The 20,451-nt window shown below is 58.8% G+C and carries 17 protein-coding genes and 1 pseudogene; 9 read left to right on the top strand and 9 right to left on the bottom strand.

What is annotated here, in order from left to right; translation table 11 throughout:
• Positions 1 to 61 precede the first annotated feature (61 nt).
• Genes dam through trpS form a run of 4 tightly spaced genes read left to right on the top strand, consistent with a single transcriptional unit; the run spans position 62 to position 3,304 of the window.
• Entirely contained in the window at positions 62 to 874 is an 813-nt protein-coding gene (gene dam, locus C3F38_RS00660; protein ID WP_038878140.1) for an adenine-specific DNA-methyltransferase, read from the top strand.
• Between the two features lie 51 nt (positions 875 to 925).
• A complete protein-coding gene (gene rpe / locus C3F38_RS00655) occupies positions 926 to 1,603 on the top strand; it encodes a ribulose-phosphate 3-epimerase (protein ID WP_019456160.1) in 678 nt (225 codons plus the stop codon).
• Positions 1,596 to 2,294: a phosphoglycolate phosphatase gene (locus C3F38_RS00650; RefSeq protein WP_047729689.1), complete on the top strand. Its 699-nt coding sequence runs from the start codon at positions 1,596 to 1,598 to the stop codon at positions 2,292 to 2,294. The genes rpe and C3F38_RS00650 overlap by 8 nt, the downstream gene beginning before the upstream one ends.
• 2 nt (positions 2,295 to 2,296) lie before the next feature.
• Positions 2,297 to 3,304 (top strand): tryptophan--tRNA ligase, encoded by a 1,008-nt coding sequence (gene trpS, locus C3F38_RS00645; RefSeq protein WP_025304534.1) that lies wholly within the window; start codon positions 2,297 to 2,299, stop codon positions 3,302 to 3,304.
• 51 nt (positions 3,305 to 3,355) lie between these two features.
• Here trpS and cysG read toward each other — a convergent pair whose 3' ends face one another.
• Genes cysG through nirB form a run of 3 tightly spaced genes read right to left on the bottom strand, consistent with a single transcriptional unit; the run spans position 3,356 to position 7,682 of the window.
• Positions 3,356 to 4,759, bottom strand: coding sequence for a siroheme synthase CysG (gene cysG / locus C3F38_RS00640; protein WP_047729690.1), 1,404 nt, complete (start codon positions 4,757 to 4,759; stop codon positions 3,356 to 3,358).
• 50 nt (positions 4,760 to 4,809) lie between these two features.
• Positions 4,810 to 5,136, bottom strand: a complete 327-nt coding sequence (gene nirD / locus C3F38_RS00635; RefSeq protein WP_055316961.1) for a nitrite reductase small subunit NirD — start codon at positions 5,134 to 5,136, stop codon at positions 4,810 to 4,812.
• Entirely contained in the window at positions 5,133 to 7,682 is a 2,550-nt protein-coding gene (gene nirB / locus C3F38_RS00630) for a nitrite reductase large subunit NirB (RefSeq protein WP_055316962.1), read from the bottom strand. Before nirB ends, nirD begins: the two co-directional genes overlap by 4 nt.
• A gap of 287 nt (positions 7,683 to 7,969) precedes the next feature.
• On the opposite strand from nirB, the pseudogene C3F38_RS00625 reads away from it, so the two are divergent.
• Both C3F38_RS00625 and C3F38_RS00620 read left to right on the top strand, forming a co-directional pair.
• Positions 7,970 to 9,254, top strand: a pseudogene (locus C3F38_RS00625) (cytosine deaminase).
• Between the two features lie 346 nt (positions 9,255 to 9,600).
• Positions 9,601 to 11,169, top strand: coding sequence for a phosphodiester glycosidase family protein (locus C3F38_RS00620; RefSeq protein ID WP_080478999.1), 1,569 nt, complete (start codon positions 9,601 to 9,603; stop codon positions 11,167 to 11,169).
• Positions 11,170 to 11,217: 48 nt separating this feature from the next.
• On the opposite strand, the gene C3F38_RS00615 is transcribed toward C3F38_RS00620, so the two are convergent.
• The 5 genes from C3F38_RS00615 to C3F38_RS00595 all read right to left on the bottom strand — a co-directional run bounded on the left by C3F38_RS00615 (position 11,218) and on the right by C3F38_RS00595 (position 16,669).
• On the bottom strand, positions 11,218 to 12,240 hold the full coding sequence (locus C3F38_RS00615; RefSeq protein ID WP_053056843.1) for a YdcF family protein: 1,023 nt from the start codon (positions 12,238 to 12,240) through the stop codon (positions 11,218 to 11,220).
• 356 nt (positions 12,241 to 12,596) lie between these two features.
• Positions 12,597 to 13,781: an MFS transporter TsgA gene (gene tsgA, locus C3F38_RS00610; RefSeq protein ID WP_033636290.1), complete on the bottom strand. Its 1,185-nt coding sequence runs from the start codon at positions 13,779 to 13,781 to the stop codon at positions 12,597 to 12,599.
• Positions 13,782 to 13,972: 191 nt separating this feature from the next.
• Positions 13,973 to 14,953 carry a LacI family DNA-binding transcriptional regulator gene (locus tag C3F38_RS00605; RefSeq protein WP_048232054.1) on the bottom strand — a complete coding sequence of 327 codons (981 nt, stop codon included), beginning with the start codon at positions 14,951 to 14,953 and terminating at the stop codon, positions 13,973 to 13,975.
• A gap of 73 nt (positions 14,954 to 15,026) precedes the next feature.
• Complete coding sequence (locus C3F38_RS00600; protein ID WP_055316964.1) at positions 15,027 to 16,334, bottom strand: 6-phospho-beta-glucosidase; 1,308 nt, start codon at positions 16,332 to 16,334, stop codon at positions 15,027 to 15,029.
• Entirely contained in the window at positions 16,331 to 16,669 is a 339-nt protein-coding gene (locus C3F38_RS00595) for a PTS lactose/cellobiose transporter subunit IIA (RefSeq protein WP_055316965.1), read from the bottom strand. Before C3F38_RS00595 ends, C3F38_RS00600 begins: the two co-directional genes overlap by 4 nt.
• A 353-nt stretch (positions 16,670 to 17,022) precedes the next feature.
• Here C3F38_RS00595 and ppiA point away from each other — a divergent pair, with 353 nt between their 5' ends.
• The 3 genes from ppiA to btsR all read left to right on the top strand — a co-directional run bounded on the left by ppiA (position 17,023) and on the right by btsR (position 20,159).
• On the top strand, positions 17,023 to 17,592 hold the full coding sequence (ppiA, locus tag C3F38_RS00585; RefSeq protein ID WP_047729697.1) for a peptidylprolyl isomerase A: 570 nt from the start codon (positions 17,023 to 17,025) through the stop codon (positions 17,590 to 17,592).
• Positions 17,593 to 17,748: 156 nt separating this feature from the next.
• Entirely contained in the window at positions 17,749 to 19,434 is a 1,686-nt protein-coding gene (locus tag C3F38_RS00580) for a sensor histidine kinase (RefSeq protein ID WP_033636285.1), read from the top strand.
• The gene (gene btsR, locus C3F38_RS00575) at positions 19,434 to 20,159 is read left to right on the top strand and encodes a two-component system response regulator BtsR (protein WP_047729698.1); all 726 of its coding nucleotides are present in this window, start codon (positions 19,434 to 19,436) and stop codon (positions 20,157 to 20,159) included. The genes C3F38_RS00580 and btsR overlap by 1 nt, the downstream gene beginning before the upstream one ends.
• Here the strand turns inward: btsR and C3F38_RS00570 are convergent, their stop codons facing one another.
• Positions 20,160 to 20,447, bottom strand: coding sequence for a type II toxin-antitoxin system RelE/ParE family toxin (locus tag C3F38_RS00570; RefSeq protein ID WP_217354312.1), 288 nt, complete (start codon positions 20,445 to 20,447; stop codon positions 20,160 to 20,162).
• Positions 20,448 to 20,451 lie beyond the last annotated feature (4 nt).

The following is a 20,451-nucleotide window of genomic DNA, read 5'->3' as shown; positions in this document are numbered from 1 at the left end:
GTGCTGTCTGAAACAGAGTACAATCCGCCGCTCTGAATTGTATAAGTAGCTAATTGACGGCATGAAGAAAAACCGCGCTTTTTTAAAATGGGCTGGTGGAAAATACCCGCTGGTAGACGAGATTCGTCGCCATCTGCCGGCGGGAGACTGCTTAATCGAGCCCTTCGTGGGTGCGGGATCCGTCTTCCTGAATACGGATTACGACGCCTACATTCTCGCCGACATCAATAGCGATCTTATCAACCTGTATAACATCGTTAAGCTGCGCACGGATGACTTCGTGCGCGATGCCCGCACGCTTTTCGCCGATGAATTCAATAACTCGGATCAGTTTTACCTGCTGCGAGAAGAGTTCAATACTAGCACCGAGCCTTACCGCCGGGCGCTGCTGTTCCTGTACCTGAACCGCCACTGCTATAACGGCCTGTGCCGCTATAACCTGCGCGGCGAGTTCAACGTACCGTTCGGCCGCTACAAGAAACCGTACTTCCCGGAAGAAGAGCTCTACTGGTTTGCCGAAAAATCGCGCAATGCCACTTTTGTCTGTGAGCATTACCGCGATACCATGGCGAAGGCCGTGGCCGGCGCCGTGGTGTATTGCGATCCGCCTTATGCGCCGCTGTCGGCGACGGCGAATTTCACCGCTTACCATACCAACAGCTTCAGCATCGCCGATCAGCAGAGCCTGGCGCAATTGGCGCATCAGCTCTCGGTAGAGAGCCGGGTACCGGTATTGATCTCCAATCACGATACCGAGCTGACGCGCGACTGGTACCAGAATGCTGCGCTGTATGTGGTGAAAGCGCGCCGCACGATCAGCCGCAATATTCTCGGCCGCAGCAAAGTGAACGAGCTTTTGGCGCTGTATCGCTAAGCCGGGGGCACCCCGGCGCATAACAACTCGACCCTACGTTTGGAGAAGCGGATGAAAAAGTTTTTGATTGCCCCGTCCATTCTGTCGGCAGATTTTGCCCGGTTAGGTGAAGATACCGCCAACGTGCTGGCCGCAGGCGGCGACGTGGTGCACTTCGACGTGATGGACAACCACTACGTGCCCAATCTGACCATCGGTCCGATGGTGTGCGAAGCGCTGCGCAACTACGGCATTACCGCGCCGATTGACGTGCACCTGATGGTCAAACCGGTGGACCGCATCGTGCCTGATTTCGCCAAGGCCGGCGCGTCTTATATCTCTTTCCACCCCGAAGCTTCCGAGCATGTCGACCGCACCATTCAGCTGATCAAAGAGCACGGCTGTAAAGCCGGCCTGGTGTTCAACCCGGCCACGCCGCTGAGCTACCTCGATTATGTGATGGATAAAATCGACGTGATCCTGCTGATGTCGGTTAACCCAGGCTTCGGCGGCCAGTCGTTCATCCACGGCACCCTGGACAAGCTGCGCCAGGTGCGCAAGCTGATCGACGACAGCGGTCGCGACATCCGCCTGGAAGTCGACGGCGGGGTGAAGGTGGATAACATCGCCGAAATCGCCGCTGCGGGCGCCGATATGTTCGTCGCCGGTTCCGCCATCTTTGGCCAGCCGGACTACCGTAAGGTGATCGACGAGATGCGCAGCGAGTTGGCGAAGGTTTCCCATGGCTGATTTCGGCGCGATCCGCGCATTGGCCTTCGATCTGGACGGCACGCTGGTCGACAGCGCGCCGGGCCTGGCGGCCGCCATCGATATGGCGCTGGAAGAGACGGGCCTGCCGCAAGCGGGTGAAGAACGGGTTGGCACCTGGATCGGCAACGGCGCCGACGTGTTGGTGCAGCGCGCGCTGCGCTGGGCGGAAGCGGAAGGCACGCCGGAGCAGTGCGGCCGGCTGCGTGAACGCTTCGACCATTTCTATGCGCAGACCGTTGACAGCGGTAGTCGCCTGTTCCCGCAGGTGCAAGAGACGCTGGCCCGGCTGGCCGCGCACGGCTACCCGATGGCGCTGGTGACCAACAAACCGACGCCGTTCGTGGCGCCGCTGCTGGCGGCGCTGGGCATTGGCGACTATTTCTCGCTGGTGATCGGCGGCGACGACGTGACGGAAAAGAAACCGCACCCGGCGCCGTTGTATCTGGTGCTCGGCAAGCTTGGGCTGCGCGCGCATGAACTGCTGTTCGTCGGCGATTCACGCAACGATATTCAAGCCGCGCAGGGCGCCGGTTGCCCAAGCGTCGGCTTTACCTACGGTTATAACTACGGTGAATCGATAGCCCTGAGCCACCCCGATCGGGTGTTGGAGCGCTTCGCCGATTTGTTGCCCGCTCTTGGGCTGTCATCTTTAGAGAATCAGGAAATTTAAACATGAGTAAGCCCATCGTATTTAGCGGCGCGCAGCCGTCCGGCGAACTGACCATCGGCAACTACATGGGTGCGCTGCGTCAGTGGGTGCAGATGCAGGACGACTACGACTGCATCTACTGCATCGTCGATCTGCATGCCATCACCGTGCGCCAGGACGCCGAGAAACTGCGCAAGGCCACGCTGGATACGCTGGCGCTGTACCTGGCCTGCGGTATCGATCCGGAAAAAAGCACCATCTTCGTGCAGTCGCACGTGCCTGAGCACACGCAGTTGAGCTGGGTGCTGAACTGCTACACCTATTTCGGCGAACTGAGCCGCATGACGCAGTTCAAAGACAAATCCGCACGCTACGCGGAGAACATCAACGCCGGGCTGTTCAGCTATCCGGTGCTGATGGCGGCGGATATCCTGCTGTATCAAACCAACCAGGTGCCGGTGGGCGAAGACCAGAAGCAGCACCTGGAACTGAGCCGCGACGTGGGGCAGCGTTTCAACGCGCTGTATGGCGACGTGTTCAAAGTGCCGGAGCCGTTTATTCCTAAATCCGGCGCGCGCGTGATGTCGCTGCAGGAACCGACCAAGAAGATGTCCAAGTCGGACGATAACCGCAACAACGTGATCGGCCTGCTGGAAGATCCGAAAGCGGTGACCAAGAAGATTAAGCGCGCAATGACCGACTCGGAAGAGCCACCTGTCGTGCGTTACGACGTGGTCAACAAGGCGGGCGTCTCCAACCTGCTGGATATTCTCGCCGGCGTGACCGGCAAGAGCATCGCGCAGTTGGAAGCCGAGTTCGAAGGCCAGATGTACGGCCACCTGAAAGGCGCGGTGGCGGAGGCCGTCTCCGGCATGCTGGGTGAGTTGCAGGAGCGTTATCACCGCTTCCGTAACGACGAAGCCTATCTGCAGCAGGTGATGCGCGACGGTGCCGCCAAGGCCCGCGCACGCGCGCAGGAAACCCTGGCGAAGGTCTATCAGGCCGTCGGTTTCGTACCGCCGCAGGCGTAACGCCGGCGAAAATAAAAAAAGCGGCCACGGGCCGCTTTTTTTACGTCGGTATCACGCCATTTGCGCCAGGCCGGCGGGTGATGCCTCGCTGGCGAACCAGTTGAGTTTGCTGCGCAGGCTGACCACGCTGCCGACGATGATCAGGCTGGGGCTGGCGGCCTGCAGTGACAGGGCGCCCAGTTGGCCGAGCTCGCCTTCGATCACCCGCTGGCGGCAGGAAGTGCCGTTTTCTACCAGCCCCACCGGCGTGGTGGCCGCCAATCCATTCGCGATCAGCTGGCGTTGGATCTCCGCCGCCTGCGACAGCCCCATATAGAACACCAGCGTCTGTTGCCCGGCGGCCAGCGTCGCCCAGTCCAATCCGCCGTCGGCCTTGGCGTGCCCGGTCACCAGGCGTACGCTCTGCGCATGGTCGCGGTGGGTGAGCGGGATACCGCTGTAGGCTGAACAGCCGGAGGCGGCGGTGATGCCCGGCACCACCGAGAACGGCACGTTGGCGTCTGCCAGCGTCTCCAGCTCTTCGCCGCCGCGGCCGAAGATAAAGGGATCGCCGCCCTTCAGACGCACCACGCGTTTGCCTTGCTGCGCCTGCTGCAGCAGGATTTGGTTGATTTGCTCTTGCGGCACGCAGTGGTGCCCGGCGCGTTTGCCGACGAAGATACACTCGGCGTCGCGGCGCACCAGCGTCATGATCTCTTCGGAGACCAGCCGGTCGTAAACCACCACGTCGGCCTGCTGGATCTGCTGCAACCCTTTCAGCGTCAGCAAGCCGGCATCGCCCGGCCCGGCGCCCACCAGCACCACTTCACCGCGATCTTCCGGCTGTTCGCTGAACAGCTGCTCGAGCTGGCGTTCGGCCAGCGTGGCGTCGTCGTTGGCCAGCGACTGCGCCAGCCGATCGTGGGCGAATAACCGTTCCCAGAAGCGACGGCGCGCGCCGAGGCTGCTGAAGCGTTGTTTTACCCGCTGCCGCAGCGAGCCGCCCAGCTGGGCCAGCTTGCCGAGGTGCTGCGGCAGCATCGCTTCCAGCTTCTCGCGCAGCAGCCGCGCCAGCACCGGCGCTTTGCCGCCGGAGGACACCGCCACCATGATCGGCGAACGATCGATGATTGACGGCATGATAAAGCTGGCGCGTTTCGGATCGTCCACCACGTTGCAGAACACCCGCTGCTGGTTGGCGCACTGATACACCAGTGCGTTGACCTCCAGCCGGTCGGTGGCGGCGATCACCAGCCATTTTTCCGCCAGCAGTGCCGGACTGAATTCGCCTTCGGCCAGCGTCAACCGGCCTTCTTCCGCCCACAGGTGGAACTGCGGGGTGAAGTCCACGGCGTTGACGGTCAGCGCTGCGCCGGCGTCCAGCAGCAGGCGTGCCTTGCGTTCGGCGATCTCGCCGCCGCCGACCAACAGGCAGGCTTTATGTTGCAGTTGGCAGAAAATCGGCAGGTAGTCCATCGGCATTCCTCGGGGTTATCGACGTGGGGGCGGGATGCGCCCCCGAAAGGTTATGCCGCGATGTGCACGATGCCGTCGACCACCCGGCTGGCGAAGCTGGCGACGGAACGGCTGTCGTCTTCCAGACAGTGGCCGTCGTACAGGCGGAAATGCTGTTTCTTCAGCGGGCTGGTGACCCACAGCTCGCCCTGATGCTCGGCGATGAGGCCGCGTGACAGCACGCTGGCCTGGGCGAACGGGTCGATATTGCTGATGGCGAACACCTGCTCGTCGGCATAGGGGCGGAACACCGCCACCTGCCGATCGCCGATCAGGGCGCACACGCCGGTGCCGGGCAGAATGTCGGCGACGGGACAAACGGTAATCCACTGGCTCATGCGTGGCTCTCCTCGGTATCGATCAGGGTGACGGGAATGCGCTCGTCAGGGCGCGCCGGGCGGTGCTGGTCGCGTTCGGCCACTACCTGCACATTCGGATCGCGCAGCGGGCTGTTGATGAAGTGGGCGAAGCGCAGCTGCGTTTCCGGATGCTCGACGGTCTCTTTCCACTCGCAAATCACCGCATCGCGCAGGCGGGCGATCTCCGCTTCCAGTTGGTCGTTGATGCCGAGCTTGTCGTCGACGATCACCTTGCGCAGATAATCGATGCCGCCTTCCAGGCTTTCCAGCCACACCGAGGTGCGCTGCAGCTTATCGGCGGTGCGGATATAGAACATCATGAAGTGGTCGAGGTAGCGCACCAGCGTCTCGCGATCGAGGTCGGCGGCCAGCAGGTCGGCGTGGCGCGGTTTCATGCCGCCGTTGCCGCAGACGTACAGGTTCCAGCCGTTCTCGGTGGCGATGATGCCGACGTCCTTGCCCTGCGCCTCGGCGCATTCACGGGTACAGCCCGAGACGCCGAACTTCATTTTGTGCGGGGTGCGGATGCCTTTGTAGCGATGTTCCAGCGTGACGCCGAAGCCGACGCTGTCGCCGACGCCATAGCGGCACCAGGTGCTGCCGACGCAGGTTTTCGCCATGCGCAGCGCCTTGGCATACGCGTGGCCGGTTTCAAAACCGGCGGCGAGCAGCTTGCGCCAGATGGCCGGCAGATCGTCTTTCTGCGCGCCGAACATGCCGATGCGCTGCGAGCCGGTCATTTTGGTATAGAGGTTGTATTCCTTGGCGATCTGGCCGATGGCCAGCAGGCCGTCCGGGGTGATTTCGCCGCCGGCGGAGCGTGGGATCACCGAGTAGGTGCCGTCTTTCTGGATATTGCCGAGGAAGTTGTCGTTGGTATCCTGCAGCGGCGTATGCTGCGGCTTGAGGATGTATTCGTTCCAGCAAGAAGCCAGCAACGAGCCGACGGTGGGTTTACACACTTCGCAGCCGTAGCCTTTGCCGTATTTGGCCAGCAGCGCCTCGAACGACTTGATGCCTTCGACGCGGATCAGGTGGAACAGCTCCTGGCGCGAATAGGCGAAGTGTTCGCACAGGTGGTGGTTGACCTCGATGCCTTGCTTGCTCAGCTCGGCGTTCAACACCTGAGTGAGCAGCGGGATGCAGCCGCCGCAGCCGGTGCCGGCCTTGGTTTCTGCCTTCAGCGCCGCCACGGTGTGGCAGCCTTTGTTGACCGCCTGGATGATGTCGCCTTTGCTGACGTCGAAGCAGGAGCAGATCTGCGCGCTTTCCGGCAGCGAATCCACGCCGATGGCCGGTTTGCTGCCCGCGTGGGCCGGCAGGATCAGGCCGTCCGGGTTTTCCGGCAGTTCGATGCCGTTCAACGCCAGCTGCAGCAGGTTGCCATAATCGCTGGTGTCGCCCACCAGCACCGCGCCGAGCAGGGTTTTGTTGTCGGCGCTGACCACGATGCGTTTGTAGACTTCTTTGCTTTCATCCAGATAAACGTAGCTGCGGGCGCCCTCGGTGCGGCCGTGGGCATCGCCGATGCCGCCGACGTCCACGCCCAGCAGCTTCAGCTTGGCGCTCATGTCGGCGCCCTGGAAGCCGTTTTCGCGGCCCAGCAGGTGATCGACGGCCACCTGCGCCATTTTGTAACCCGGTGCCACCAGGCCGAAGGTGCGATCGCGCCAGGCGGCGCACTCACCGATGGCGTACACGTCCGGATCCGACGTCTGGCAGCTGTCGTTGATGGCGATGCCGCCGCGGCGGCCAATCTCCAGCCCGCACTGACGCGCCAGCTTGTCCTGGGCGCGGATGCCGGTGGAGAACACGATGAAATCCACTTCCAGCAGGCTACCGTCGGCGAAATGCATGGTTTTGCGCGCCGTGCCACCGCCGTTGACGATCTCCTGGGTATTTTTGCCGGTGTGTACTTTGACGCCCATGCGCTCGATCTTGCGGCGCAGCTGGTCACCGCCCATCGGGTCGAGCTGTTCGGCCATCAGCACCGGAGCGAACTCGATCACGTGCGTTTCCACCCCCAGGCTTTTCAGCGCGCCGGCGGCTTCCAGCCCCAACAGTCCGCCGCCGACTACCGCACCGCGTTTGCTGCGGCGCGCGCAGGCTTCGATGGCGTTCAGGTCTTCGATGGTGCGGTAAACGAAGCAGTCCTGGCTATCCGAGCCTTTAATCGGCGGGATCCACGGATAGGAGCCGGTGGCCATGATCAGCTTGTCGTAATAGACGGTGCGGCCGGTGTTGGAGTGGATGACCTTCTCGTCGCGATTGATGGTGATAGCGCGCTCGCCGACCAGCACCTTCACGCCGTGTTTTTCGTAAAAGCCTTCGCGCACCAGCGACAGCTCTTCGGCGGTGTGGTGCGAGAAGTAGGAGGAAAGGTGCACGCGATCGTAAGCGATGCGTGGCTCTTCGCAAAATACGGTGATTTCGAACTGGTCTTTGTCTGCTTTATCCAACAGATCTTCGATGAACCGGTGGCCGACCATGCCATTGCCGACGACGGCAAGTTTGACTCTGCTCATTATTGCCTCAAAATTCTGGTTTCCTAGGCTTACCTTATCTCTCCCGATGGGCAATTTATTGATGCAAATCAATCACACCCTTATATACCTCTAACGTGGTATATAGATGATTTTTCACGTTTTTTGATAAGTTGCGGATTTTATTCACCTTTAGCTGAAGCGAGTCAGTTTGCATGCAAATTACCCCGCAGGGAGTAAACGCAGGGGTAGGCAGGCAACGGCGACTTTGTCAGCGCGATCCGCTGCCAGTATGATGAAGAAAACCAGCGCAACGGCAGAGGTGAAGGGTGGCGAAACGTCCATTGAAGTTTATCGACAACCTGCGTTTAAGCGGGCATGAAGGGTTGTGGCAACTGGCGATCGAACAGGGGCGCATCGCGCATCTGGTGCCGCAGCCGGAAGGGCAGGAGTGGCGCAGCGACGTGTTGGATGCGCAGGGCGGGCTGGCGTTGCCGGCGTTCGTCGAACCGCATATTCACCTGGATACCACGCAAACCGCCGGTCAGCCGGCCTGGAACCAGTCCGGCACGTTGTTCGAGGGCATTGAGCGCTGGGCCGAACGTAAAGCGTTGCTGACCCATGAAGATGTCAAACAGCGCGCCTGGCAAACGCTCAAGTGGCAGATCGCCAACGGCGTGCAGTATGTGCGCACCCACGTTGACGTTTCCGATCCCACGCTGACCGCGCTGCGTGCCATGCTGGAGGTGAAGCTGGAGGTGGCGCCCTGGGTGACGCTGCAGATCGTCGCCTTCCCGCAGGAGGGGATCCTTTCCTATCCTAACGGCGAAGCGCTGCTTGAAGAGGCGCTGCGGCTGGGGGCCGACGTGGTGGGTGCCATTCCGCACTTCGAATTCACCCGCGAATACGGCGTGGAGTCGCTGCATAAGGCGTTCGCGCTGGCGCAAAAATACGATCGGCTGGTGGACGTGCACTGCGATGAAATCGACGACGAGCAATCGCGCTTCGTCGAGACCGTGGCGGCGCTGGCGCTGAAGCTGGAGATGGGAGCGAAAGGTCACCGCCAGCCACACCACGGCGATGCACTCTTACAACGGCGCTTACGCCTCGCGGCTGTTCCGCCTGCTGAAAATGTCCGGCATCAACTTCGTCGCCAACCCGCTGGTGAACATTCACCTGCAGGGGCGTTTCGACAGCTACCCGAAACGGCGCGGCGTGACGCGGGTGAAGGAGATGCTGGAGGCAGAGATCAACGTCTGCTTCGGCCATGACGACGTGTTCGATCCCTGGTACCCGCTCGGCACCGCCAACATGTTGCAGGTGCTGCATATGGGGCTGCACGTGTGCCAGCTGATGGGCTATGGCCAGATCGACGATGGGCTGAAGCTGATCACCCACCACAGCGCGCGCACCCTTAACCTGAGCGACTACGGGCTGGCGGCCGGCAACAGCGCCAACCTGGTGATCCTGCCGGCGGAAAGCGGCTTCGACGCGGTGCGCCGCCAGACGCCGGTGCGTTATTCGATTCGCCAGGGGGCGGTGATCGCCGAAACGCGGCCGGCGGAAACCACGCTGCATTTGCAGCAGGATGAGACGGTGGATTTTCGGCGTTAGCCGGTTCCTTTGCCCGCGACAATGATGGTGAACATTATATGTCGTGGGCGGCCCTCTCACGATAATTCCGGTAATGCGAGGTACATTATTGTTCGGCCAGTTAATGATTCTCTTTATAACCTGGAGTATCTAATAATTAATCGTTAAAATAATTTCAAGTGTGTTTTTTACCATGGAATGCGACTCATTAGTTATTTTTATCCTATATTTTCACTTCTTGTCGGATAATGGGTTGTTGATATTGATTCTAGTCAACTATTTGAGGGTTTTTATTTAATCCTGTGGATATTCTTTGGGTTGTGGTCTAATTTCCAGGGATTGGTGATTAACTTTATTGGTGTCTGACATGCAAGGATTGATGATGATTTTACGCCGCGTAGCATTGTTTAGTTTCCTGGTTTTTGGCGGGGCATGCTATGCGGCGCCTGCTGGCGAAGGTAGCGTTACGGATCCGACCAATGATTTTGATGACATAAACATTCAGGATCCCAATTGTGATAAGCGTGCCACAGAGAAATATTCGGCTAATGAATATAGGTATGCCATGTTCACGATGTGTGAAAAATATGTCGATGGGAAGATGGTTTTAATTCTATGGGTGAACAAGTATCAAGATTACAGTACGGGTTTTTGGTACGATTGGGAAGATCCTTATAAGTTGAGCCTGTTGGTTGGCATAAAACATGACGAAACAGGGCGAGAAAGTCAGCAGATCTTTCAGTTATATGGATTTGGCAGGGATAAACGATTCGTCAGGGTGATACCAACACCAAGGTCTGGGAAATATACGTTTACTCTCAACGCGACCGTACATTCTGATAAAATAGGCAGCGGTAATGATATCTATGTTCGTCTAAGTAAAGTCGTAAATATTGGTCCCGATGGCGCTAATGTTTTAATGAAGCTGACGGATGCGATAGAAAAAAACAAAGATGCGCCATTCGTATACACTTTTGATAAAGACCATCAGATACCAATGCGCTCAGGCATTGACGAGTACTATGCCAATAACCAAAATGGGACGCTGCTGGTTATTCCCAATGTGAGGAAATTGGTGCCGTCATTGCTGTTGGACATGAAAAAGCGGACATCGCTACGGTGCGAAAAGAATGACAATGCGTCAACGGACGATGGGGTTAAACAATCTAATGAAATTTATTACCCTGTTGGTGCATGGGGAAGGTTGGCTTTTCCCGATATTGTGCTGAACGTTAACTATTTTGATATCAGGCCACAAAGACGTGGCAGTACCTGGATAAGTAACGGTTGTGCAACGCCGCTTGGTATGTACTATGACAATATTAAAGACGGTGCAACGCAGCCGGAGCTGGAAACCGGTGACTATTTCCCCGGGCTGCGTCATTTCGTCGATGAGCATAATAAAGCTGCGCCGGTCGACACACTTTTTTGGGAAATGAATCAGCCTGGTATTCCGTTGCACATTGTAAATAACACCGATCGGTTTAGTACTGAAGCCACGCGTTTGGCCGATAGGCTAAGCAATATGAGGGCTCAGTTTGTGGCCTTTTCTGGAACCTCGCTGATTCCACGGCGTGATGACGGCCCAGAAGGTCAGCCGGATAACGGGCCGGCTCAAACGACCCGGATTGCCCTGGGTTACCATAACAAGCAGGATCGTCTCTATATTTTTCACGGCGGTGCCTACCGTGACGGTGTTGACCGCGAGGATCTGACCGCGTTGTTCCGGGCATTGGAGGCCAAGATGGCGGTAGAACTGGACGGCGGTGGTTCCGCCGCATTGGTTATCAAAAACGGCATTGCAAAATGGGGCGGCGGCGAAGCGCCCAAGAGCAGCTGCCCTAACTCTGGCGCTTGGTGCTCGCCGATAAAACAACCCGACGGGAATGCCCGACCGGTGCCTTCCTGGTTGGGAATCGAACTGAGTCGGCCCTGAACAGTGATATAACTCCCGGCGGGCAGCGAGTCATCCGGGAGCGCGCCATCAGTTTAACGAAAATTCAGGTGCGGCCGAAATCATATACAATCCATAGGCGCGTAGCGCATCACGATAGATACCCAGTTTGCGTTTCCCTTCGAATTTCATCTCTTCTTCGGAGGCGTCTGGGGCCGCGACGGTTGTGATGTTATAGTGTTCTCCTTTGGCCAGGGCGAGAGATTGCAAAATGACATGGCACCTGCGCACATGGGTTGCGGAACTGACGATGACAATGTCATTTCGTTTTGCTTGTTTGATGATGTAACGTGAATAAATAAAGTTTTCTACGGTATCTGTCGCGTAGTTTTCGGCAATTATCCTGTTTTCGTCTATTCCTTGGGCAATCAGCCATTGCTTCATTTCGATACCTTCACTTTTGTCATTTCTCGGCACACCACCCGTTACGATAATTTTAGCCTCAGGTAACATTTTCGCCATGGCTAAGGTTTTTTTCAGCCGGTCTATCAATATATTATCCATGACGCCATCCTCTTTTAATGCATAGCCTAAGGTGAGTATTAGCGCTGGCTTGTCTGTGTTGTAGCCGGCGGGGAGTGTTTCCGCTGTTGGCATAGCTAATTGCTCATTGATATTGCCGATTATGGTCGCCACATCTTTCGCTCGCTGCGCACTGATTTTCCTTAGGGCCGACATTTCGTTGGTAATTGATTGCCCCAGGTAGTGTTTGTACATCACCAGATAGGTCAGCGCATCAATATCACCACCGGTTTGGGTATTTATTCCGGCGTAGACGTCCAGTGCTTTATTAATATTTCCTTGCAGTATATAGGTGTTTCCCAGGCTAAATAGGACGTCCAGGCGTTGTGGTGCACTCTGGTGAGCCGAGGATAGCGCATTTTCCAATTTTTCCAGGTTATAAATCTCATAGGCGTTTTTCGCAGTTAAGAGAAACTGGTGCGTTGCGTTACGCGCGTTAATGGCTGAAGCCGTTGTGAATGACGTGTTTTTACCATAGACAGGAGCATGGCTTATCAAAGATAAGAGCAAGGCATAAAATATAATCTTCATTTATGAGATTCCTTTATATATATTTGATGGTAATATTTTAGAACCGAATGCGTGAAAATGATAAGTGAAATGGCTAAGTGAGCGATATTCGCCGGTAGGCCAGTGTTGTTTTTTATTAATCGGAGTTTTCAAATATACAGGGCGTTGGCATTTTATACAATGCCAATTTAATCACGCTCCGTCACCCCGCGAATTGGAGATGAAATTCGGTTATGCCGCCGGCCCAGGGCGCGTTAGCCCGGTCTACGGAAAAGCGGGAGGAATAAAAAATGCCGGCCAGGGAGAAGTGGCCGGCATTTATCTAAGGAGAGAGGGCATTCTCAGTCAACGACGATGAACTCAGCCCTGTGTGCGGATCAATGTGTCACGTGACCGTGGCTGCGGTGCTTGGTCACAAAGCCCAGCAGCAGACACATCACGAACACCGCCAGGTACAGGCCGTTGGCGGTGGTCAGCGCCGCGTGCGCGCCGCCTTTCGCCACGATCGGGCCGGTGACCACGAAGGTCAGCATGGTGCCGATGGTGCCGCAGGTCAGGATAAAGTTGACCAGCTTCGGTGAGGAGACCTTGGTCTGCAGCGAGCCGAGGGTGATCAGCGTGGTGTAGATGGCGCTGGAAACGAAACCCAGGGCCATGATGTAGTAGCCCAGATGCTCCGGGTTGTCGGTGCTGACGAACAGGTACATCGCGCCGGTAGCCAGTGCGGCCAGCACGGTAACGATGCGCTGCAGATCGAAGAAGCGCAGGATGAAGCTGAACACCCACATGCCGACCATGTAAGAGGTCCAGAAGTCGCTCACCAGCTTACCGGCCTGGCCGATGTCCATGTTAAACGATTTGGTGGCGTACTCAGGCACCCACTGAATGAAGCCCAGCTGGCCGAGGATGTAGCACAGCGCGGCGATCGACAGGAACAGCACGCCGATGCCCCATTTTTCTTTCTCGACCGGCTGACCGGCGTCGGCGCCTTTCTTGCCCAGCACCGGGAATTCGGAGCACAGGGTCAGCACGAAGATCCCCACGTACAGCAGGCCGATGCAGGCATAAACCCAGTACCAGCCGATGTGGCGGGCCAGCAGCATCGCGGCGACGATCGGGAAGATCATCCCAGCCATGCTGAAGAAGGAGTCGGTGAACAACAGGCGTGAACCGCGCTGGCGGCCGGCATACATGTGCGTGATCAGGAAGGTGCCGATCGACATGGTGATACCGCTAACCACGCCGAGGATAAACATGCACAGCGAGAACATGGTCAGGCTCTTGCCGAGCATCAGCCCTGCGACCGCCAGCACCATCAGGACAAAGCCGAAGATCAGCTGACGCTTCAGCGGGATGATTTCCATCAGCCAGGCATTGAGGAAGATCGAAATCAAAATACCGGCGTTGAGGAAAGTAAAGGTGTTACTCATGCTGGAAACCGGCAGGTTAAAGTACTCTGCAATGTTTCCCATCACCATCCCTGTGACGATCACTAAAGCACCGGTCAGCGCGTACGAAAAGAAGCTGATCCAGGTAAGCCGTATGCGGTTACTGTCATTCATTGTATAGGCCTGAATATGTCTGTTAGAGGTTTTAACGCTGGCATAAGGCCGCTGGCTTTTCCTGGCAAACGCAGAAAAAAGTCCCGATCAGGCCACCAGGGGGCGGATCCTAGCACAGACAACGGGATTTTTTGTGATGGCTGTCGATTTTTTGATGTAACCAATGAAGGGGCGATGCGCATTATTGTGATCTATTTGCGCACCGTCACAATGGAATCACGGTTGACGATCGTCGGCTCAAACCGGTGCGCCGGGGTGGCGGGGTCGATCAGCCTGCGCGCCGCGTATTGGGCCATCTCGCTGATGGGAAAATGGACGCTGTTCAACGCCGGGCGCACGAAAGGCGCGCGTTCGCCGCTGTCGTAGCAGATCAAGGAGATATCCTGCGGCACCCGCAGGCGGTGCTCGTTGATTGCCAGCAGGGCGCCGATCGCCATCTCTTCGTTGCAGCAGTAGATGGCGCTGGGCCGTGCGGCTTGCTGCAGCAGACGATCGGCGCAGCGGTAACCGCTTTCCAGATCGTAGACGCCCTCCAGGCAGGCCACCGGTTCGATATTTGCCGCCTGCATCGCCTCTTCAAACCCTTGCAGCCGCAGGCGGCTCGACGGGCGCTCACGCGGGCCGCTGATGCAGGCGATGCGCCGGTGCCCGGCATCGAGCAGTTGCTGCGTCGCCATACGGCTGGCGAGCGGGTGATCGAAGGTGACACAGCGGGCTTCCAGCCCCGGCACCAGACGATCGAGCAACACGAAATCACGTTGTTCCGCCGCCAATTGGCGCAGCCGATCGTCGCTGAGAAAACGCACGTGCAGGATCACGCCGTCGCAGCGCAGGCTAAATAGCCGCTGTATCGCCTGCCATTCGTTTTCGGCGCTGTTGCGGCCCTGGGTCACCAGCAGCTGTTTGCCGTGGGACTCGGCCTCGGTCTGCACGAAGTCCATCAGTGCGCCGAAGAAGCCGCCGCGGTACGACGTGGTGACCAGCCCGAGGGTATTGCTGTGGCTGGAGGCGAGCGCGCGGGCCGCCGGGTTGGGGGTATAACCGAGCTGGGCGACGGCGCGTTCAACCTTCTCGCGGGTCGGCGCCTTGACGTTGCTGTCGCCGTTCACCACGCGCGATACGGTGGCGCGCGAAACGCCCGCCAGCGCCGCGACATCTTCCAGTGTCACCATCGTCCCACTCCTGAATTACGGCTAAAAAAATGGGTTCGGCGCGCCGAACCCCTGTCTGGCTGCGTATAGCCGCTTACCTGAACTGCGGCAAATACGGCGCGTTTATCGTCAACACCTCGTCCAGCAGCGGCTGCGCCAGGTTGGCGTTGCCCACTAACGGGTTGGCGATCAGCGCCAGCAACCCGCTGCGACGATCGCCGTGCACCGCGGCTTCGATGGTTAGACGTTCGTAGGCTTTCACCTGCTGCGTCAGGGCCTGCATCGGCTCCGGCAGCGGGCCGAAGGTCAGCGGGTGTGCGCCCTGAGCATCGACGATACAGTTGATTTCTATCACAGCATCGTCCGGCAGGCCATGGATTGCGCCGCGGTTTGCGGTGTTGACCACTAATTGCGTGCCGAGATTATTATGGATAGCACGAATCAGCTCCAGCGCAACTTCGGAATAGAAAGAACCGCCGCGGAAGCTGAGCTGTTCCGGTTTCGTGTTTAACTGCGGATCGGCATACAGCTCGAACAGCTCTTTTTCTACCTGCATCACCTGCTCGGCGCGGGTGCCGCGCTCGCCGGCGGCGGCCATCTCTTCCGCCAGCATCTCGCGGGTCTGGTAAAAATAGCGGTGGTACGGGCAGGGGATCGCGCCGAGCGCGCGCAGGAAGTCCGGCTGCCAGGGCTCTTCCTTGATGTTGTTCATGGTCAGCGCCGCACCGTCGCACAGCATGTCGATCACCTTGGCGGTGACGTCGCGTCCCAGGTGCGTGACCCGATGCACCCAGACCATGTGGTTTAGGCCGGCGAACTGCAGCTGTACGTCGGCGTAAGGCGCCTGCAGCATGTTGGCGATCATGTGATGCATGCTGATCGGTACGTTGCACAGGCCGATGATCTTCGCTTTGGTAAAGCGAGACACCGCCTCGGTGACGATACCGGCCGGGTTGGTGAAGTTGATGATCCAGGCGTCCGGCGCCAATTTTTCCACCCGGCGAGCGATATCCAGCATCACCGGTATGGTGCGCAGCGCTTTGGCGAAGCCGCCGACGCCGGTGGTTTCCTGGCCGAGCAGTTGGTATTTCAGGCCCAGCCGTTCATCCGCGGCGCGCGCCGGCAGTTGCCCAACGCGGAACTGGGTCAGCACGAAAGCGGCGCCGCGAATGGCGTCGTCCAGCGCGAAGTGCACGCTGACCTTCACCTGTTCCAGCCCGTGGCGCGCCAGCATGCGGCGGGTCAGAGCGGCGATGGTTTCCACTTTTTGCCGGCCCGGTTCGACGTCCACCAGTGCCAGTTCGGTGACCGGCAGCTCCTCGATGCGCTGGATCAGCCCGTCGACCAGTTCGGGAGTGTAGCTGCTGCCGCCGCCGATCACGGCGATTTTGAGCGTGCTCATGGGCGGCCCTCCGTCGGCGACTGACGGCGATAGAGCTCGATCATGTCGTCGGCCAGATCCTGGATCACCATGGCGTTCATCAGATGGTCCTGCGCATGCACGGTGATCAGGTTGATCGCCAGCTTGCCGCAGCCTTCGTCCAGGCCGATCAGCTCGGTCTGGATCAGGTGCGCCTTCTTCACCCACTCTTTGGACTCGGCCATGTGTTTGGCCGCAGCGGCGAAGTCGCCGGCGCGCGCTTGCCGCAGCGCCATCAACGCATTGCTGCGCGCGCTGCCGGAGAACACCAGCAGTTCCATGATGGTGCTTTCAAACTCGGGGCTGACTTCAGTCATCAATTCACTCACGTCATTTCTCCAGGGGTTGCGCGGCGATGCCGCCGTGGGATGCTTCAGTATCCGTTCTTTTTATAATGAGAGCGCTCTCATTTAAATAGAGTAACGACAATGCGTGTGCAAACTGGGAGGCAGATCGCAAAAACCGACCCAGAGTGGTGCGGGGCAAAAAATGCGTGATGCGGTTGGCAAAAAAGCCTTCTGCGCCCATACTTTCCGCAGCAAAATTCAGGGCCGCCTAGGATATGTCCCGTAATTGGGTAAATATAGGTAAATGGCTGGCACTTGCCGATACAGCTCTTTAGAATCAAAGCGCTTTTCCGTTGTTTGTCTCTCAGAGAAAGGACCCGTTAATGTTCAAACGTACTTTAGTGACCTTCGTCGCGCTGTGTTCCCTGACCGCAGTGGCGCCAGCCGCACTCGCCGCCGGTGAGACCCACGTCATGCTGACGACCTCGGCGGGGAATATCGAGTTGGCGCTCGACAGCCAGAAGGCACCGGTTTCCAGCCAGAACTTCGTCGACTACGTCAACAGCGGGTACTACAACAACACCATCTTCCACCGCGTGATCCCGGGTTTTATGGTGCAGGGCGGCGGTTTCACCGCTGACATGCAGCAAAAATCCACCAAGGCGCCGATCAAGAACGAAGCCGACAACGGCTTGCGCAACCTGCGCGGCACCATCTCGATGGCGCGCACCGCCGACAAGGATAGCGCCACCAGCCAGTTCTTCCTGAACGTGGCGGATAACGCCTTCCTGGATCACGGCCAGCGTGACTTCGGCTACGCGGTGTTTGGCAAAGTGGTGAAAGGCATGGACGTGGTGGACAAAATTGCCCAGGTGCCGACCGGCAACGTCGGCCCTTACCAGAATGTGCCGACCAAACCGGTGGTGATTCTGTCGGCTAAGGTGCTGCCGTAAGTTTTTTGGCCGATCCCGCCGGGGTCGGCCGCTCCTTCCTCCCGAAGCCTTGCCTTCATCACTGTTTTCTCCCGCGCCCCATGCTCTAATCGGCAGACAATAATCAGACCGGAAATCCGGCGTTCGCCCTTTGTTGTCTCTGGATGAGTTGCTGCCATGTATGAATTTAACCAGGTGCTGTTGCTGTTGCAGCAGATGTGCGTCTATCTCGTTATCGCCTATCTGCTGAGCAAAACCCCGCTGTTCATCCCGCTGATGCAGGTGACCATCCGCCTGCCGCACAAGCTGCTGTGCTACGTGATCTTCTCGGTGTTCTGCATCATGGGCACCTATTTCGGGCTGCACATTCAGGATTCGATCGCCAACACCCGCGCGATAGGCGCGGTCCTGGGCGGGCTGCTGGGCGGGCCGTCGGTGGGCTTTCTGGTCGGGCTGACCGGCGGCCTGCACCGGTATACGCTCGGCGGCATGACCGACGTGGCCTGCGCGATCTCCACGGTGTCGGAAGGCCTGGTCGGCGGCATCGTACACAGCATCGCCATGCGCCGGGGGCGCATCGAGCTGCTGTTCAATCCGCTGTTCGTCGGCGGCGTGGCGCTGGTGGCGGAAGTGCTGCAGATGGCGATCATCCTGGCAGTGGCGCGCCCCTACGACGAAGCGTTGCAGCTGGTGGAGCACATCGCGCTGCCGATGATGATCGCCAATACCGTCGGCGCGGCGATGTTCATGCAAATCCTGCTGGATAGGCGCGCGATGTTCGAAAAATACACCAGCGCCTTCTCTTCCAAGGCGCTGAAGATCGCCGAGCGCACCGAGGGCATCCTGCGGCAGGGGTTCGATCAGGAGAACAGCATGAAGGTCGCCCGGGTGATCTATCAGGAGCTGGGCATCGGCGCGGTGGCGATCACCGATCGCGACAAGCTGCTGGCGTTTATCGGCATCGGCGACGATCACCACCTGCCGGGCACGCCGATCGCCTCGGTGCATTCGCATCGCGCCATCGACAACAACGAGGTGGTGTACGCCGACGGCAATCAGCTCTCTTACTGCTGCTCGATCAATCCGGCCTGCAAGCTGGGATCGACGCTGGTGATCCCGCTGCGCGGCGAAAACCAGCGGGTGATCGGCACCATCAAACTGTACGAACCGAAAAGCCAGCTGTTCAGCACCATCAATCGTACGCTGGGCGAAGGCATCGCCAGCCTGCTGTCGGCGCAGATCATGGCCGGACAGTACGAGCGCCACAAGCAGCTGCTGGCACAGTCGGAGATCAAGCTGCTGCATGCGCAGGTCAATCCGCATTTCCTGTTCAATGCCCTGAATACCCTGGTGGCGGTGATCCGCCGCGATGGCGAGCGCGCCTGCGATCTGGTGCAGTCCCTCTCGACCTTCTTTCGTAAAAACCTCAAACGCTCGGATGACGAAGTCAGCCTGGCGGACGAGATTGAACACGTGAACGCCTACCTGCAGATCGAGAAAGCGCGCTTCGCCGATCGGCTGGAGATCGCGGTATCGCTGCCGGAGGCGTTGTTGGCGGTGCGGCTGCCGGCGTTCTCGCTGCAGCCGATCGTCGAAAACGCCATCAAGCATGGCACCTCGCATCTGTTGGGCGTGGGCCGCATCGAAATCGGCGCCTGCTGCGAGGGCGAGCATCTGCTGCTGCAGGTGACGGACAACGCCGGGCTGTTCCAGCCGAAACCGAACTGCAGCGGGCTGGGGATGAATCTGGTGGATAAACGCATTCGCGTGCGCTACGGCGAAGGCTATGGCGTGCAGGTGGATTGCCGGCCGGACGCCTACACCCGCATTACGCTCAATGTCCCCATGGAGAGGGCCGCCTGATGTTAAACGCACTGATTGTTGACGATGAACCTTCCGCGCGCGACAACCTGCGCCATCTGCTGGAGGCCGAGGCGGAGATCGCGATTATCGGCGAATGCGCCAACGCCATCGAAGCCATCAGCCAGATCCACCGACTGCAGCCGGACGTGGTGTTTCTCGATATCCAGATGCCGCGCATCAGCGGGCTGGAAATGGTCGGCATGCTGGATCCCAACCGCATGCCGCACATCGTGTTTCTGACCGCCTACGACGAATACGCGGTGCAGGCGTTCGAGGAGCATGCCTTCGACTATCTGCTGAAGCCGGCGGAGCCGAAGCGGCTGAGCAAGACGCTGCAACGCCTGCGGCAGCGCAGTGCACCGCAGGACGTGGCGGCGCTGGAAGAGAGCGCCGGTTACCTGAAATACATTCCCTGCACCGGCCACAGCCGCATCTATCTGCTGCGGTTCGACGAAGTGTTGGCGATCCGTTCCAAGCTGAGCGGGGTCTTCGTGGTGCGCAGCGACGGCATGGAGTGTTTCACCGAGCTGACGCTGCGCACGCTGGAAAGCCGTACGCCGCTGGTGCGCTGCCATCGGCAGTATTTGGTCAACCTGGAGCAGGTGCGTGAAATCCGCTTCGAAGAGGGCGGCGCAGCGGAGATGATCATGTCGGCCGGCGATCCGGTGCCGGTCAGCCGGCGCTATTTGAAGGCGCTGAAGGAACAACTGGGGCTGCGGGGGTGACTATGCCGGCGGCCACCGGCGGCGAGTATGCACGATGGCCAATACGATGACGCGCTGAGCCGCCCATTCATAGACCAGCAAACAGGACGGTGAGATGAGCCGCTCGCGCGTGCCGGCTATCCGACCCGTTTTCCCGCTGGCGGGATGATGCACGAGGCGTGCCGCCGCGTCAGCGATTTTTGCATCATTTTCTGCGGCGGCGGCCGGGTTTTTAAGTTCCAACCATTCATAAATTGCCAGACGATCGGCGATGGCGGGTTCCGTCCATGTCAGTTTCACAAAAGTCATTTTG

The sequence above is a fragment of the Serratia sp. SSNIH1 genome (genome assembly GCF_002935055.1).
Classification (GTDB): domain Bacteria; phylum Pseudomonadota; class Gammaproteobacteria; order Enterobacterales; family Enterobacteriaceae; genus Serratia; species Serratia nevei.
Note: the sequence above shows the minus strand (reverse complement) of the source record. Positions and strands in the feature narration are given on the sequence as shown.